Annotated in this window: 14 protein-coding genes; all 14 read left to right on the top strand. The window is 75.3% G+C overall.

Going from position 1 to position 14,861, the window contains the following annotated elements:
• The coding region (locus tag VFE05_09920) for a phage tail sheath C-terminal domain-containing protein (protein ID HET6230371.1) at positions 1-514 on the top strand (514 nt) is incomplete at its 5' end.
• Positions 515-529: 15 nt separating this feature from the next.
• Positions 530-1,111 carry a hypothetical protein gene (locus VFE05_09925; GenBank protein ID HET6230372.1) on the top strand — a complete coding sequence of 194 codons (582 nt, stop codon included), beginning with the start codon at positions 530-532 and terminating at the stop codon, positions 1,109-1,111.
• The gene (locus tag VFE05_09930; GenBank protein ID HET6230373.1) at positions 1,108-1,593 is read left to right on the top strand and encodes a hypothetical protein; all 486 of its coding nucleotides are present in this window, start codon (positions 1,108-1,110) and stop codon (positions 1,591-1,593) included. Before VFE05_09925 ends, VFE05_09930 begins: the two co-directional genes overlap by 4 nt.
• Complete coding sequence (locus VFE05_09935; GenBank protein ID HET6230374.1) at positions 1,590-2,954, top strand: hypothetical protein; 1,365 nt, start codon at positions 1,590-1,592, stop codon at positions 2,952-2,954. Before VFE05_09930 ends, VFE05_09935 begins: the two co-directional genes overlap by 4 nt.
• Positions 2,955-2,969: 15 nt before the next feature.
• A complete protein-coding gene (locus VFE05_09940; GenBank protein ID HET6230375.1) occupies positions 2,970-3,509 on the top strand; it encodes a hypothetical protein in 540 nt (179 codons plus the stop codon).
• Between the two features lie 82 nt (positions 3,510-3,591).
• Entirely contained in the window at positions 3,592-4,011 is a 420-nt protein-coding gene (locus tag VFE05_09945; GenBank protein HET6230376.1) for a hypothetical protein, read from the top strand.
• A gap of 29 nt (positions 4,012-4,040) precedes the next feature.
• On the top strand, positions 4,041-8,126 hold the full coding sequence (locus VFE05_09950) for an OmpA family protein (protein HET6230377.1): 4,086 nt from the start codon (positions 4,041-4,043) through the stop codon (positions 8,124-8,126).
• A 4-nt stretch (positions 8,127-8,130) separates the two neighbouring features.
• A complete protein-coding gene (locus VFE05_09955) occupies positions 8,131-8,607 on the top strand; it encodes a HEAT repeat domain-containing protein (protein HET6230378.1) in 477 nt (158 codons plus the stop codon).
• Between the two features lies 1 nt (position 8,608).
• Positions 8,609-9,610 carry a hypothetical protein gene (locus VFE05_09960; protein ID HET6230379.1) on the top strand — a complete coding sequence of 334 codons (1,002 nt, stop codon included), beginning with the start codon at positions 8,609-8,611 and terminating at the stop codon, positions 9,608-9,610.
• Positions 9,611-9,703: 93 nt separating this feature from the next.
• Positions 9,704-10,507: a phage baseplate assembly protein V gene (locus VFE05_09965; protein HET6230380.1), complete on the top strand. Its 804-nt coding sequence runs from the start codon at positions 9,704-9,706 to the stop codon at positions 10,505-10,507.
• A 7-nt stretch (positions 10,508-10,514) separates the two neighbouring features.
• The gene (locus VFE05_09970) at positions 10,515-10,847 is read left to right on the top strand and encodes a hypothetical protein (GenBank protein HET6230381.1); all 333 of its coding nucleotides are present in this window, start codon (positions 10,515-10,517) and stop codon (positions 10,845-10,847) included.
• 15 nt (positions 10,848-10,862) lie between these two features.
• Complete coding sequence (locus VFE05_09975) at positions 10,863-11,351, top strand: hypothetical protein (GenBank protein HET6230382.1); 489 nt, start codon at positions 10,863-10,865, stop codon at positions 11,349-11,351.
• Positions 11,348-12,955 (top strand): baseplate J/gp47 family protein, encoded by a 1,608-nt coding sequence (locus VFE05_09980; GenBank protein HET6230383.1) that lies wholly within the window; start codon positions 11,348-11,350, stop codon positions 12,953-12,955. The genes VFE05_09975 and VFE05_09980 overlap by 4 nt, the downstream gene beginning before the upstream one ends.
• Positions 12,956-12,959: 4 nt before the next feature.
• A partial coding sequence (locus tag VFE05_09985) for a hypothetical protein (GenBank protein ID HET6230384.1) occupies positions 12,960-14,861 on the top strand: 1,902 nt, incomplete at its 3' end.

Here is a 14,861-nt window from a genome sequence, read left to right on the forward strand (position 1 = left end):
GACGGTGGTGCTTCCCGGCGCGTACGCGGCCGCGGCCGTCGCCGGGAAGCTTTCGGCGCTCAGCCCGCACGTGAGCCTGACCAACAAGCCGCTGCTGGTGGACGGGCTGGAGGCGGAGTTCGACGCCGCACAGCTCACGCAGCTGGTGAAGGCGCGGGTGCTGGGGCTGGAGCGGCGCCAGGGCTTCCGGGTGGTGAAGGGGATCACCACCAGCACGGGAAGCGCATTCGCGCAGATCACCACGCGCCGGATCGTGGACTACGCCAAGTACGGCGTGCGCTCGTCCGCCACGCCGTACATCGGGCTGCTGAACAACGTCCGGGTGCGCGGGGCCATGCACGCCACCCTCAACACCTTCCTGGACGGGATGGTGAAGGACGAGATGCTGACGGCCTACAAGCTGGAGGTGACGGCCACGCGCGAGGACGAGCGGCAGGGGATCGCGCGGGTGACGCTCACGCTGCAGCCCACCTTCAGCATCGACTACATCCGCGTGACGATGTTCCTCGAATAAAGGGAGACCGGCGCGATGGCCATCACGACGAACGTCTACACGGGGTCCAATGGCACCCTGGTCCTTTCCGACGAGACCGGGGCGGAGGGCGACGACGGGAAGCTGGCGATCGACTTCTTCGAGCTGCGCACGGTGGGACGCGTGACGGGGGTGGAGATCCGCGTGCACACCGACCTGCAGGAGTACCACGAGATCGGCCGCCGCCACCCCACCTCGCTGCACCCGGGCAACATCCACGTCAGCGGCCGCATCACCCGGGCGCACATCAACGGCGGGCTGCTGAACCTGCTGCTGGGGCGCGGAGCGGCGCTGCAGACCATCCCCGAGCCCTACGTGCAGCCCTCGTTCGGGATGCAGGTGCAGCTCATCGATCCCGCGTCGCCCGCGCGCGGGACGGTGGTGGTGCTGCTGGGCGTGAAGCTGGAGGACTGGTCGTTCGCCATGCCCGAGGAGGACTTCGTGATGGAGAACGTGACCTTCCGCGCCCTGGGCATCCGCTCCGCCGGGATCACTGGGCAGGGCGGGGGTGGCGGCGGCGGCGGGAGCGGCGTGGTGGCCGAGAACCCGGCGTTCCCGTCGGGCCAGGCGAACGCGTGAGCGGGAACGGGCGCCCCGTGGCGGCGACCGCCGAACGGCTGCTCGCCGGGAGCGAAGCCACGCACGACGTGGAGCTGCCCCCCGGCCTGCTGGCCGCGGACGGCGCGGACCCGGCGCGCGTGGTCCTGCGCCCGCTGACCGTGCGCGACCTGCAGCGCATCGGGCGGGCGGCGCGCGACGACGACGAGCTGTCGGCCGCGCTGATGATCCAGCAGGCGCTGGTGGAGCCCGCGCTGAACGTGGACGACGTGGGGCGCCTTCCCGCCGGGCTCGCGCGCTTCCTGGTGGAGCGCATCGACGAGATCAGCGGCATCGGCACGCCGCGCGGGGCGCTCGAGGAGCTGGTGCAGGCCCCGCTGGCCCGCGCCTGCTTCGTCCTGGCCCGCGAGTTCGGGTGGACGCCGCAGGAGGTGAGCGGGATGACGGTCGGCCAGATCCTGCTGTACCTGCAGATGCTGCGTGACGGCGCGGAGGCCGCGTGAGGCGCGCGCACCCGCTGGCCGGCGGCGGCGCCCCCGCCGCGTGGATGCGCGCGATCGCCCGCGCCGCCGCCGGGGTGGCCGCCCTGCGCCGGGCCAGCGGGTGGGTGCCCGCGCTCGCCGGCGTGCGTCCGCGCCTCCTCGCGCGGGGGGCGTGGGACGAGGGCCTGGCCGCGCTCGCCGCGGGCCTCGCCTCTCGCGGCGGAGAGCCGGGAGCGGCCGCGCGTCCGCCGCGCCGCGCCGGGGCGGACCCCTCGATCTTCGGCCCCCTTTCCCCCGCCGCGGCCGAGCCGCCGCGCCGCGCGGCCCGCGCCCGCGACGCGTTCAGCGGGCTGGCGGCGAGCGCGCGGACGGCCGGATCACCCTCCGCCGCTCATCCCCCGTCCCGTCCCCCGTTCGCTCATCCCCCGTTCCGTTCCCGGTCTCCGGACGACGCGACTTCGGGAGATGCGGGAGCGGCGGGCGGGCGCAGCCGGCGCGCGTCCTCCCACGCGTCGTCGTCCCGTCCTCCGCCGGTGCGGCGCACGGGGATGGCCGGTCCCGCGACGCTCCCGCGCCAGGCGGACGCTGGGCTCCTGCACTCCCTCGCCGGCCGCACGTCCGTCGCCACGGCCGCGGCAGAGGAGGTTGTGCGGCCGGCGCGGAACGGCGGCGCATCTCCCCACGCACCCTCGGCATTCGCAAGGCGCGCAATCTCGTCGCTCCCTGCCTCCGCATCCCCCCGGCACCGCCCCGTCCCCGCCGGGGGGAGCGGCGAGGACGCGGCGCGGGACGGGGTGCGGTGGATCGAACGGGCCGCCGCGCGCGCCGCACGGGGACTGGCGGCCGGCCTCGATCCGGGAGCGGAGGCGACGACGGCGCTGGCGGAGCAGTGGGGGGCGCCGATCGCGGCGCCGCCCGTCACCACGGAGTGGCTGGCCGGCCTTGCGGCGCCGCGCGTGGTGCCGGATGCCGCGGCCGGGACGCCGACTCGCCGGGCGACGGGGGGTGGGGCACACGCCGGCCATCCATCCGCCGAAGCGGTTTCCGGTTCCTGGGCGCGCGACGGAATCGCCCCGTGGCCGGTGGAGCCCGCGCCGCCCGCGGACGCCGAGCCGGGAGACGATGCGCCGCCGCCGCATCCCGCCGACCAGGCGAGGGTGGGGACGGTGCGGCCGGCGCGGCTCCCGCCGCTGCCACCGGAGAGGGGCGGCGGGCACCCCGCGGCGGCGGCTCCCGCTCCGTTCCACGTCCCCGGCGCAGCGGCGGTGCGGCTCCCCGGCGCGCCGGACGAGGACGGGGCGGGAGAGGACCTGGGCGAGCTGGCGCGGCGGATCAAGACGATCCTGGACGACGAGGCGCGCCGCTTCGGGATCGACGTGTAGCCCGGGAGCCGAGCCATGCGCCCGATGCTCGACACGCTGGAGCTGCCGCAGGTGCAGGAGGTGGTGACCACCGACCGGCGCGTGCTGGCCGAGCACAAGCCCCCCGCCTTCGTGGGCAGCCTGCTGCAGAACCTGGGGCGCCGCCCCGGCCACGTTGCGCTGTGGGGCGTGGCCACGGGGAGCGGCGCGCGCGGCTTCGTGGAGCGGCTCAACACCCTGTTCCAGGCAGGCGACCCGGTGCCCTTCACCGCCGACATCGTGGCCGACATGCGGCTGGAGAGGGTGGTGGTAGCCGGGCTGCGGGTGGAGGAGCTGGCCGGAAAGCCCGACCGCTACCTGTACGTGCTGACGCTGCGCGAGCTCGCCGAACCCGTGGAGCCCGCCGGCACCGCGGGGCTGGACGACGCGCTGTCCGCGGCAGCGGCCGGGCTGGTGGACGCGCTGGCCGGCGCGCTGGACCTGGCGCCGCTCTTCGCCACCGGGCTGGAGCCGTTCGTGGGCGTCCTGGGCTCGCTGCTGCAGCGCGTGCAGGCCGCCAACGCGGCGGGAGGATGATGACCGCAGGCACCCCGATCCACCGGAGCCGTCCATCGACCCGCCGCCATACACGGCGCCCGCCCCCGCGGAAGGAGGACCCATGCCCGCCCAGAACCTGTTCCAGGACCTGAAGGACGCGCTGACCGAGCTCAAGACCTTCCTGGACCAGAACACGGCCGTCATCAAGCCCGCGATCCAGCAGATCGCCGCGCTGATCCCGCAGGTAACCGAGCTGATCAACCAGCTGATCGACCTGCTGAACCGGCTGAAGGCCGAGATCCAGCGGCTGGACGTGGGCGCCATCCCCGGGCTGGACCAGGTGTCGCACTTCACCACCACGGTGAAGACGGTGCTGCAGACGTCGAAGAACCTCCTTCCCGCGCAGGCCGGCGCCATCGACTCCGTGCTCGGCATCGTGGACGTGGTGGCCGGGCTTCCCAGCCTGGACGCGGTGAAGCAGGAGATCACCGACCTGATCACCGCCATCGTCACCGACCTCAACCAGCTCAAGCCGGCATGAGCCGGCACCCGCGCACCCCGGTGTGAGCGATGGCCGCACGGACGCTGCTGGACTCGCTGGAGCTGCCCCAGGCGCAGTGCGTGGACGTGGAGGACGAGCAGGCGCTCGCCCGGCACGCCGTGCCCGCGCTGGAAGGCGACTGGCTGCAGCGCCAGGGCCGCCGCGCCGCGCGCGTGTCGCTCACCGGCGTGCTCACCGGCCAGGGTGCGCGCGAGGCGCTGGGCGAGCTGCGCGACCGCTTCCGCGCCGCACAGCCGGTGGACTTCGTGGCCGACATCACCACCGCCACGCGCGTGGGCCGGGTGCTGGTGGAGGCGCTGGAGGTGCGCGAGGTGGCCGGCCGCCCCGAGCGCTTCGAGTACGCCTTCGGGCTGCGCGAGTTTCTGGAGCCGCCGCGCCCCCAGACCGAGGAGCCGCCGCCGCGCCCCACGCCCATCGACCCGGCCACCGAGCAGGGGCAGCTGGACGTGGAGGTCACGGTAGAGGGGCAGCCGGACTTCGAGATGTCGCGCATCTCCGTCACCGTCACCGGCCGCGGCGCCGACGGCAACGTGAGCACGCGCACGCTCACCGAGCGGAGCGCCAACGTGTGGAGCGCGCGCGAGCTGGACGCGGGCGAGTACGGCGCCACGGCCACCGCCGAGGCCGAGCGGCTCACCGGCAGCGCCACGGGCACGGTGAGCCCCGGCCAGACCGCGCGGATCCAGATCGTCCTCCGCCCGCAGCAGGCGGTGGCCGCAGCGTTCGTGGTGCACTTCCGCTTCGACAGCGCGTTCGTGGAGCCGTGCATGCGCGCCGTGCTGGGCCGCGCGCTCGGCTTCGCCGCGTCCAGCGGCCACACGGCGGACCGGCTGCTGGTGGTGGGGCACACCGACCGTGTGGGGCCGGGCGACTACAACCAGTCGCTCTCGGAGCGGCGGGCGCGTGCGGTGTTCGCCTTCCTCACCTTCGGCCGCGACCCGGACGGCGCGGTGCGCGAGTGGACCGCCATCCGCCAGACGCGGCCGGCGGGGACGGTGACGACGCTGGCCGACAGCTGGGGGGTGCGCGAGTACCAGTGGATGCTGCAGGACCTGGGGTGGTACCCGGGCACCATCGACGGCGACAAGGGGACGGGGAACAGCCTGACCAACCAGGCCATCCGCGCCTTCCGCTGCCACAAGGGGCTGCCCCCGGGGACGCACGTGGACGACGAGCTCTGGGAGGCCCTGATCCGCGACTACCTGGGGCAAGACAACTTCGCCTTCGGCACCGCGCGGCTCCTTCCCAACTGCCCCGGCGAGCCGCTGAGGTGGCTGGGCTGCGGCGAGGAGGACCCGGTCAACAACACCCCCAGCGCGCACCGCCCCAACCGGCGTGTGGAGCTGCTCTTCGTCACCGGCGCGGCGCTTCCCTGCCGGCCGCCCGAGCCCGACACCTTCCGCCTTCCCCCCGCCTCGCCCGCGGGCACGGCGTGGTGCATCGGCCCGCCGCCGGCGAACAGCGGGCACGCGTGCTTCCTGGCGCGGGGCGCCGCGCAGGCGGGGCGCCTGCTCTTCCAGCCCGCCGAGCCGGCGGTGATCGACGCCGTGGGCCGGGTGTCGCGCGAGGTGCGGCAGCCCGACGGGTCGGTGGCGCTGGAGCGCGTCGCCAGCCGCCCCATCGTGGCCATCACCGCGGCGGGCGAGTTCCAGCGCGGCGAGCAGGGGCGCGGCGAGCCCAGCCCCGACACCACCCGCGGCGGGGGCGGCACCACCGGCGACCCGCGCGGCACCTTCGGCCCGTACGCCGGGAAGCCCGAGGGGATCTGGACGCTGGAGGTGCTGCCGCAGCCGCGCAGCCTGCCGGTGCTGCTGCGGCTGGAGGACGACGAGGACGGGCCGGTGCGCGGCGGCGTGGTGTGCAGGCGGCTGCACGACGGCGACCTGGCGCTGAACGTGGTGATCGTGGCCGCGCCCGGGGTGCGCGAGATCCGCGTCCCCGCCGTGGCGCACGTGATGACGGCGCTGCACCCCACCACCCGCCAGGTGCGCACCTGCGCCGGCTTCGGCGGGGCGGCGGAGCGGCAGGCGTCGTCCCTCGGCGACGACCAGGTGCGCGCGGCGTTCGACGCGGCCAACCGCACCTGGCGGCAGGGGCGCATCCGCTTCGAGCTGGCGGACATCGTCCACGAGGCGTATGCCTTCCGCACCGACTGCGAGGTGGACGGCGGCGAGTTCGCCTTCCTGCTGGACCGCTGCGCCTATCCCCGCGCGGTGAACGTCTTCTTCGTGGGTGACCTGGCGGGGAACGGCGAGGCGGGGTTCGGGCTTTCGCCCGAGGACGCGGCGTCGCAGGGGCTCGCCATCTCGGGGTGCGCGGTGGGCGACCGCTTCCAGACCACCATCCTGGGGCCGCCCATCTCCACCCCGGTGGACGAGCCGCTGCGCGAGCAGGTGCTGGCGCACGAGCTGGGGCACTTCCTCAACCTCCCGCACGTGACCGGCGCGGCCGCGGCCGACCCCAACCGGCTGATGCAGCCCTCCGGGTCCACCGGCGCCAACCGGCTCATCGCGCCCGACGAGGTGACCGTCGCCCGCGGCTCGCAGGGCGCGGCAGACGACTGCACTCCGCTCTCGCTCACCGTCACCGGCGCCGCGCGGGTGGGGGGCACGCTCAGCCACCGCTTCGTCTTCGTCCGCGACCCCGCGTCGCCCGCCACGGTGACGGCCGACGCCGTGATCCCCGACGCCATGCTCGACCCGGCCCGCGGCGCGCTGGTGATGGCGGGGGGCACCGCGGGCGCGAACCCGAAGCAACAGGTCGTTCCCACCGGCACGCCGGCGACGGTGGAGATCACGGCCACGTACACGCCCGTCGGCGGCACGCCCGTGGTCCGCCGCGTGTTCGTGCACGTGGTGGACTTCACGCTGGCCGTCCCGGGCCAGACGCCCGAGACGCCGGGGGGGAGCACCTTCCTGATCCGGCGGCAGGCCGGCGGGAGCGTGCGCGTGGTGGCCAACCTGTCGTCCACGCCGTTCTGCATCCCTTCCACGCTGGTGACGTGGGATCCGGACGACGCCGCGACGCGGCTGGACGACCCGCTGCAGCGCACCCTCGCGCTCGACGCCGTGCGCGACGTGACGCTGCGCGCCACCGTGGCCGGGATCACCCGCCAGGTGCGGATCACCACCTTCGACGTGGCGATCACGAACAACACCGCGCCGTTCGACACCACGGTGGCGCAGGTGCAGACCGAGGGGATCCTGTCCACCGACCTGGCCAGCTACGACATCGGCGACCTGTTCAACACGCAGGCGGGCTCCGTCTTCCGCATCCGGGTGGACCTCCCGGGCGCGGCGCTTCCGCTCACCGCGTCGCTCGCCAGCACCGACGCCGCCGGGACCGCGCTGGAGACGCAGGTCTTTCCGCTCACGCGGCTGGCGGGCGACCGCTTCGTGTCGCTCCCCATCCTGGCCATCCCCGCCGCCATCCCGCGCGCCGACATCACCTTCGCGGCGCCGCGGTCCATCGAGGTCCTTCGCACGCGGGCGCAGGGGCGCGTGCGGCTGCAGGTGCAGGGGCGGCTGGCCGCGGTGCCGCCGGTGGACGCGCGGGTGCGAGGCCGCGTGCTGGAGCTCTGCACGCTCACCATCCAGGGCGCCTCGCCCAACCCGGCGCTGCTGCTGGGCACGGCCAACCGGGTGATGGCACAGGACGGGATCGAGTTCCGCATCCTGACCGCGCTCCCCACGCTGAACAGCCCGCAGCTGCTGGACATCGCCCGCACCACCTGCCCGCTGACCATCGGCGGCGATGCGTTGCGCGGCGCGGAAGAGACGGCGCTCTTCGCGCTGGGGCGGGCGGCGTGCGCGGCCAACTTCATCGTCTACTTCATCCGCTCCGACAGCCTGGCGCTGCGCGGCTGCTCGGCGTACCCCGCCGGGAACCCGGGCGTGACGGTGTGCGACGGCGCCACGCAGTACACGATGGGGCACGAGATCGGGCACGTGCTGAACCTTCCCCACAACGGGGCCCTGAACAACCTGATGAACACCACCACCAGCGGGCTTCCCGCAGCTCCCTCGCAGGTGCGCCTGACGAACGTGCAGTGCGCGCTGATGGACGGCAGCGGCTTCCTCGTGTTCCGGGTGTAGCGGCATGGCGACGAAAGAAGCGGTGCTCGCCCTGATGCAGGACGACGAGTTCAACGGCCTCCCGCAGCTGGTGGCGATGGGTGCCGAGGCCGTTCCCGTCCTCGTCGCGATCCTGCGCGACCCCGCGGCCGAGCCGCTGATGCGCCAGCGTGCCGCGGTGGCGCTGGGCGAGATCGGCGCGCCGGCCGCCGCGGCGGCGCCCGCGCTGGCCGACGCGCTGGCGCACGCCGACCCGGTCCAGCGCATCCTCGCCGTCCGTGCGCTGGCGAAGGTGGCGGGCGCCGGCGCCACGGCCAGCCTCGCGCCGCTGCTGCACGACCCGGACGCCTCGGTGGCCAAGGTCGCGGTGCAGTGCCTGGGCGCGGTGGGCGGCGCGCAGGCGGTGGCGGCGCTGGCGGGCGTGGCCGAATCGGGCCCGCACGACTTCGTCCGCGAGCAGGCGCGCGACGCGGTGCGGAAGATCGAGGAGAGGCTGGCCTGAGATGACCATGCTGACCCCCGCCTACCGCCTGCTGCTGGGCACGCACCTGGTCGACACCACGCGCGAGCCGCGCGCGAGCACGCTGGTGGAGATGACGGTGTCGCTGGACCTGGACGCACCGGTGGACGCGGCCACCCTCGTCCTGGGCCAGGTCGGCTCGTTCCGCCCCACGCGCGGCGACGCGGCGGCGATCGGGATGGGCTACGCCGACCGGGGCGAGACGGTGGATACGGTGCTGGCCGGCACGGTGGACCGCGTGGAGCCCGGCCTCGCCACCAACCGCGTCACCATCATCGGCGCGGCGGCCCCGCTGCTCTCCACCTTCGTGGACGAGACCTTCGAGGGCCGCACCGCCGGCGCGATCGCGAAGGAGCTGGCGATGCGCGCCGGGGTGCCGGTTTCCGAGGCGGAGGACGGCATCTCCTTCCCCGCCTACGTGGTGGACGGGCGCCGGTCCGCCGCGCACCACCTGCGCGACCTGGCGGAGCTGAGCGGGATGGACGCGTGGGCCGAGCCCGACGGGCGGCTGGTGATGCGCGCGTGGAACGGCGGCCGGACCGCGCACGTGCTGCGGCACGGCCGCGACCTGCTGGAGGTGGAGGTGCGCCGCGCCCCGCCGCGCGCCGGCCGCGTGGAGGCCTGGGGCGAGAGCCCCACGGGAGCGCAGGGAAGCGGAGCGTGGGGGTGGCTGACCCCGGACTTCCGCGGCTCGCGGGGGAGCGCGGGCACGGGATCGCTCCTGCTGCTGGAGCGCCCGGCGCTGCGCACCCGCGCCGCCGCCCGCACCGCCGCCGAGGCCGCGCTCTTCACCTTGCGCAACCGCGCGCTGGCCGGCCGGCTGAAGATCATGGGCCGGGCCATGGTGCGGCTGGGCGACGCGCTGCGCCTGGAGCGCATGCCCGACGAGTCGCTGAACCGCCGCTGGCAGGTGCGCAGCGTCACCCACCGCCTCACCAAGGCCGGCGGGTTCACCACCGAGATCGGCTTCCGCGCGGACGACTGAAGCGCGACGAACGAAGCGCGCAAGCGCAGCATCACCCGGCACCCGGCACTCAGCCCTCGGCACTCAGGACTCATCACCGCCCGGAGCGCGAAGATGTCCACCATCGTCGAGACCATCCAGGCCATCGTCCGCCAGGAGCTGGCGCGCGTGCGCGTGGCCGACCTGGGGGTGGTGGAGGCGGTGGGGCCGCACCGCGCGCAGGGCGACGGCGACAACTACGGGTGCGACGTGCGGCTGAAGAACAGCGGCCTGCTGCTGAAGCGCGTTCCCATCGCCACGCAGCACATCGGCAGCGCCGCCATCCCCAACGCGGGCGACCTGGTGCTGCTGACCTACGACAAGGGCGACGTCAACCAGCCCATCGTCATCGGCCGCCTGTACAGCGACGCCGACCGGCCGCCGCTGAACGACAGCCGCGAGATCGTCACCCGCCTTCCCCTGGCCGAGGCCGATGACCGCACCATCCGCACGGTGGTCCGCAACGTCCCGGCGAGCTCGCCCCCGCGCGAGGCGCTGCTCGAGATGCCGCCCCGCATCACCCTGCGCGTGACCGACGGCACCGTGCGCGCCACCGCCGGCAACACCGAGATGAAGCTGGACCAGCAGGGCGCCGGCGGCGGCACCGTCACCGTGTTCGCGGGACGCTCCACCGTCACCATCAACCAGGACGGCGACGTGACCGTGGACGCGGCGGGCGGGCTGGCGCTGAAGGCCGCGGGCGCGGTCTCCATCCAGGGCCGGTCCGTCTCCATCAAGGCGCTCACCTCGGCCACGGTCGAGGCGGGAACGACGCTCACCGCCAAGGGCGGGGCGACGGCCACGCTGCAGGCGGGGGCGACGGCCACGGTGCAGGGGGCGGTGGTGTCGGTGAAGGGAATCACCTCGTTCGGACCCTGAGGAGGCCATGCCCGGACCCCCCGTCTCCATGGGCTGCGTGGTGATGGTGACCCCCGGCGCCACCGCGGCGCCCGACATGGGAACCATCGTGGCCGTCCTCCCCCCCTTCCTGACCGCGGGGGGGGTGCCGCTGGCCATGACCGGGTCGATCTGCACCATGATCCACTCGGTGACCGGCGTCCCCTATCCCCTGGTGATCGGGCCGCCGGGGAGCTCGGGGGTGACGGTGGGCGGGCGCGGGCTGGTGCGGATGGGCGACCAGATCCCCTCGCCGCCGGGGGTGCTCACCATCATCGGCCCGCCCGCGACGGTGTCCGTCATCGACCAGTGGCCGCCCTGAGCGGAGGAAGACCCGATGTCCACGCCCGAGGAACGATTCGGCACCGACCTGCGGCTCCTGCGCGACCTGGTGGAGCAGAGCAGCCGCGCGCCCGGCAGCGACCTGGCCACGCTGCGCCGGCCCGGCCGCGCGCCGGCGGGGGCGCCGGACCCCATCGACCTGGACACCTGGGCCGGCGTGCCGAACCTCATCCAGGCGCTCCTGCTGCGGCTGCTGACATTCCGCGGCGAGCTGGCGGAGCTGGGGCACCCGGCGTACGGCTCGCGGCTGCACGAGCTGATCGGCGAGCTGAACACCGAGACCGTGCGCAACCGCGCCAAGCTGTTCGTGCTGCAGGCGCTGCAGGACGAGCCCCGCATCCGCCGCATCGTGTCGGTCACGGCCGTCCAGTCGCCCCGCGCGCGCGACCAGGTAGACATCCACCTGGAGCTGGAGGCGGTGGAGATGGACGGCGAGGTGCGGGTGACCCTTCCCTTCTCCCTGGCCGGAGGCGCGGCCCAGTGAAGACCGAAACCGTGACGCTGGTGGAGCGCCCCTACGCCGAGGTGGTGGACGACGTCCTCACCGTGCTGCTGGGCGGGGTGGTCAACGAGGCCGTCGCCTTCGACGTGAAGGCGGCCGCGTACCCCCTGTCGCGCCGCGCCGACGCGGTGCGCTCGGTCACCGGCAGCGTCGCCGCGCCCGATCCGGAGACCGGGGCGCCGGGGCTGCGCCGCGTGCAGTTCCTTCCCGACAAGGACTGGATCTTCTCGCCCGGCGCCAACGAGGTGGTGTGGGTGGAGGGGGGCGCGCGCCCGGCCGACGACACCCTCTTCTACGTCGACTACCTCCCCCCCGGCGCGCGGCCGCCGCTGACCGACGTGAACGTGGGGAGCGTGACCCGCACCCTCACCGAGGCCGTCAGCCGCGAGATCACCGCGCTGTACGAGCAGGTGAACGAGGCCTATCGCGCCGGCTTCATCGACACCGCGCGCGGGAAGTCGCTCGACCTGGTGGTCTCCATCCTGGGGGTGGAGCGCAAGGCGGGGGAATACGCGGCGGGGATCGTCACCTTCTACCGCGACACCGCCGCGGGCGACGGAGACGTGGCCCTCACCGAGGGGGTGGGGCTGCGGACGGACGACGGCAAGGCGTTCGTGACGGCCGAGCTGCGCGTCCTCCAGCGCGGCCAGGCGCGCATCGACGTGCCCGTGCGCGCGGACGGTGCCTCGCGCGGGGCCGAGGGGGTTGTTCCCGCGGGCGCCATCTCCCTGCTCGTCCGCCCCATCCTGGGCGTCGCGCGGGTGAGCAACTCCGAGCCGACAGCCCTCGGCGCCGAGCCCGAAACAGACGACCAGCTCCGCGCCCGCGCCCGCGCCGCCATCCGCGCGCTGGGGAGCGCCACCGTGGCCGCGCTGCGCCGCGTCCTGCAGGAGGAGCGCGCCGACCTGGGCGAGCTGTGGGACCCCGAGAGCGCCGCCGTCCGCGTTCCCCCCGGCACCGTCACCCTGCTGCTGGAGACCGAGCCCGAGCGCTTCGCCCAGGCGGCCGACGCGGTGCAGCGGACACGCGCGGCCGGCGTGCTGGCCACGGTCACCGCGCGCTTCGTCTACGTCCGCCCGCGGCTGAAGGTCACCATCCCCGCGAGCACCACGCCCGACGGGCAGCTCGCGATCATCGCCGAGGTAATCGCGGCGATGCAGGGCTACGCCGACACCCTGACCCGCGGCGGCGACCTGGAGGGGAAGCAGCTCCTCGACGCGGTGAAGGGGGTGAGGGAGGCGAAGGACCCCGTCTTCGCCGGCGTGGTGGTCTCGCTCTCCGACACCGAGGTGGCCGGCCCCGAGGCGGTGGCCGCGCGCACCGTCGCCGCGCTGCCCACCAGCCTTCCCCCGCGCGAGACGCTGCAGTCGCTCCTGGCCGCGGCGCTGAAGGAGACCCTTCCCGCCGCGCCGACAGGAACGCGCCGCCCCGCGCCCGGCCAGCTCCGCAACGCGGACGGCTCTGCGGCGCCCACGGAGGACGAGACCGGCAAGGGCGAGTTCAGGGTGCTGGCCACGGTGAACGGCGAGCCGTGGTGGGTCGCGCTCGAGATGGGCGTGGCCGACGTCCAGCTCACCAAGGGGTGAGGCGATGGCCACCGCGATCGACCGCATCCTGGACCTGCTGCCGCACACCTTCCGCGCGCGGCCGCGCCCCACGGCGCTGCACTCGCTGGCCGACGCCTTCGGCGGCGAGCTGCTCTCGGCCGGCAACGCGCTGGCCGAGGTGCTGCGCGCGCACTGGGCGGACCACGCCGACCGCGGGGAGACGGAGATCCTGGACCTGGCGCTGATCGCCGCGCTCTACGGGCTGAAGCCGCGCGAGGCGCCCTTCCCGGAGGAGCCGGTAGAGGAGTTCCGCGACCACCTGAAGCGCTACGTCCGCACCTTCCTCGACGGCACCTCCACCGTGCGCGGCGTGCTGCGCGTCACGGCCGAGACGCTGGGGCTGCGCATCGACGACGACGAGGCGCACATGGACGCCTGGTGGCGCCGCGCCGACGACTCCGTCACCGCCGTCCTCCCCCTCCTGGACGACGCGGCGCGCGCGGTGCTCGGCTTCGCGCGCGCCGAGGCGGCGGGGACGGAGTCCACCCCCGCGATCCTCGCCGGCCCGGTGCTTCCCGCCGCCATCGACCTGCGCGGGCACTCCACGCTGGTGCTCTCGGCCGACGCGGGCGGGGAGACGGAGGTCGACCTCGCCGCGGCCGTCGCCGATCCCTCGCAGGCCACGCTGGCGGAGGTGGTGGCGGCGATCGAGGCCGCGCTCCCCGGCGTCGCCTCGGCGGGCGACGGGCGGCTGGTGCTGCGCTCGCCCACGGCCGGCGCGGCCGGGCGGCTGGAGGTGCACGACCACCCGGCGGATGCCGCGCCGGTGCTGCTGGGGCTGGCGCCGCGCGGCTACCGCGGCCGCCCCGAGGCCACCGCGCGCATCGTGGGCGCGCACGACCTGTCGCTGGGCGTGGAGCTGGGCGGCGCGCGCTACCTCCGCGGCGTGGTGGACCGGGCGACGACCATCGAGCCGGACCTGGATCCCGCGCGGACGGGAACGGTGGCGCTGCAGGACGTGATCGACGCCATCAACCACGAGGTCCCGCACCTGGCGGCCGAGGCGGATGGCCGCCTCGTCCTCGCGTCCCGCGCGCCCGGCGCGGCGGGGAGCCTGGCGGTGCAGGCGCCCGCCGCGCACGACGCGGCCGGCGTCCTCCTGGGCCCCGCCGCCCGCGTGGCCGTGGGGCGCGACCCGTCGCCCGCGCTCCTGCGCGGCCTCGCCGACCTGTCCGACGGCCTCGCTCTGCCGCCGGGAATGCGGCTGCGGGTGGAGGTGGACGGCGGGCCCGCGGTGGACGTGGACCTCTCCGCGCTGGCCGGGCCGGAGGTGGACCCCAACGCCGTGGCCCAGCTGCTCTCCGCCGCGCTGGCCCCCGCCGCCTGCGCCTTCGACGGCCGCTTCCTGCGCCTCGTGTCGGCCGAGAGGGGGACGGCGGGGACGATCGTCCTTCCCTCGCTTCCCGCGGACGAGGATGCGGCGGGGCCGCTCTTCGGCGTGGGCGCGCGCGTGTTCCGCGGCACCGACGCGACGCCCGCGCGGCTCGAGGCCACGGTGGAGCTGGAGGGGGAGACCGACCTGGGCGCCGCGTACCGCCTGGCGCTGGCGGTGGACGGCGGCGCGCCGGTGACGGTGGACCTCCGCGCCGGCGCCGCGGACGCGCACCACGTCACCCGCGCCGAGCTGCGCGACGCCGTAAACGCCGCGCTCGGCGCCGGCGTGGCCTCGCTCCAGGGGCGGCGTCTGGCGCTGGCGTCGCCCACGGAGGGGTCCGCGTCGCGGCTGGAGGTGTTCGCGCGCGAGGAGACCGTGCGCCGCCGCTTCGTCACCCGCGCCGCCGTGGCCGACGACGCCGCCACCGCGATCCTGGGCTTCCAGCTCGCCGACGCGCGCGGTACCCCGCCCGGCCTGGCGCGGATCGTGGGCGCGCCCGACCTCAGCCGC

It is taken from the genome of Longimicrobiaceae bacterium (genome assembly GCA_035696245.1).
Taxonomy (GTDB): Bacteria; Gemmatimonadota; Gemmatimonadetes; order Longimicrobiales; family Longimicrobiaceae; genus DASRQW01.

Bases quoted from the DNA above. Each gene is read 5' to 3' on its own strand.
- VFE05_09925 (HET6230372.1), top strand. From the start codon at position 530: ATGGCCATCACGACGAACGTCTACACGGGGTCCAATGGCACCCTGGTC.
- VFE05_09940 (HET6230375.1), top strand. From the start codon at position 2,970: ATGCGCCCGATGCTCGACACGCTGGAGCTGCCGCAGGTGCAGGAGGTG.
- VFE05_09945 (HET6230376.1), top strand. From the start codon at position 3,592: ATGCCCGCCCAGAACCTGTTCCAGGACCTGAAGGACGCGCTGACCGAG.
- VFE05_09950 (HET6230377.1), top strand. From the start codon at position 4,041: ATGGCCGCACGGACGCTGCTGGACTCGCTGGAGCTGCCCCAGGCGCAG.
- VFE05_09955 (HET6230378.1), top strand. From the start codon at position 8,131: ATGGCGACGAAAGAAGCGGTGCTCGCCCTGATGCAGGACGACGAGTTC.
- VFE05_09960 (HET6230379.1), top strand. From the start codon at position 8,609: ATGACCATGCTGACCCCCGCCTACCGCCTGCTGCTGGGCACGCACCTG.
- VFE05_09965 (HET6230380.1), top strand. From the start codon at position 9,704: ATGTCCACCATCGTCGAGACCATCCAGGCCATCGTCCGCCAGGAGCTG.
- VFE05_09970 (HET6230381.1), top strand. From the start codon at position 10,515: ATGCCCGGACCCCCCGTCTCCATGGGCTGCGTGGTGATGGTGACCCCC.
- VFE05_09975 (HET6230382.1), top strand. From the start codon at position 10,863: ATGTCCACGCCCGAGGAACGATTCGGCACCGACCTGCGGCTCCTGCGC.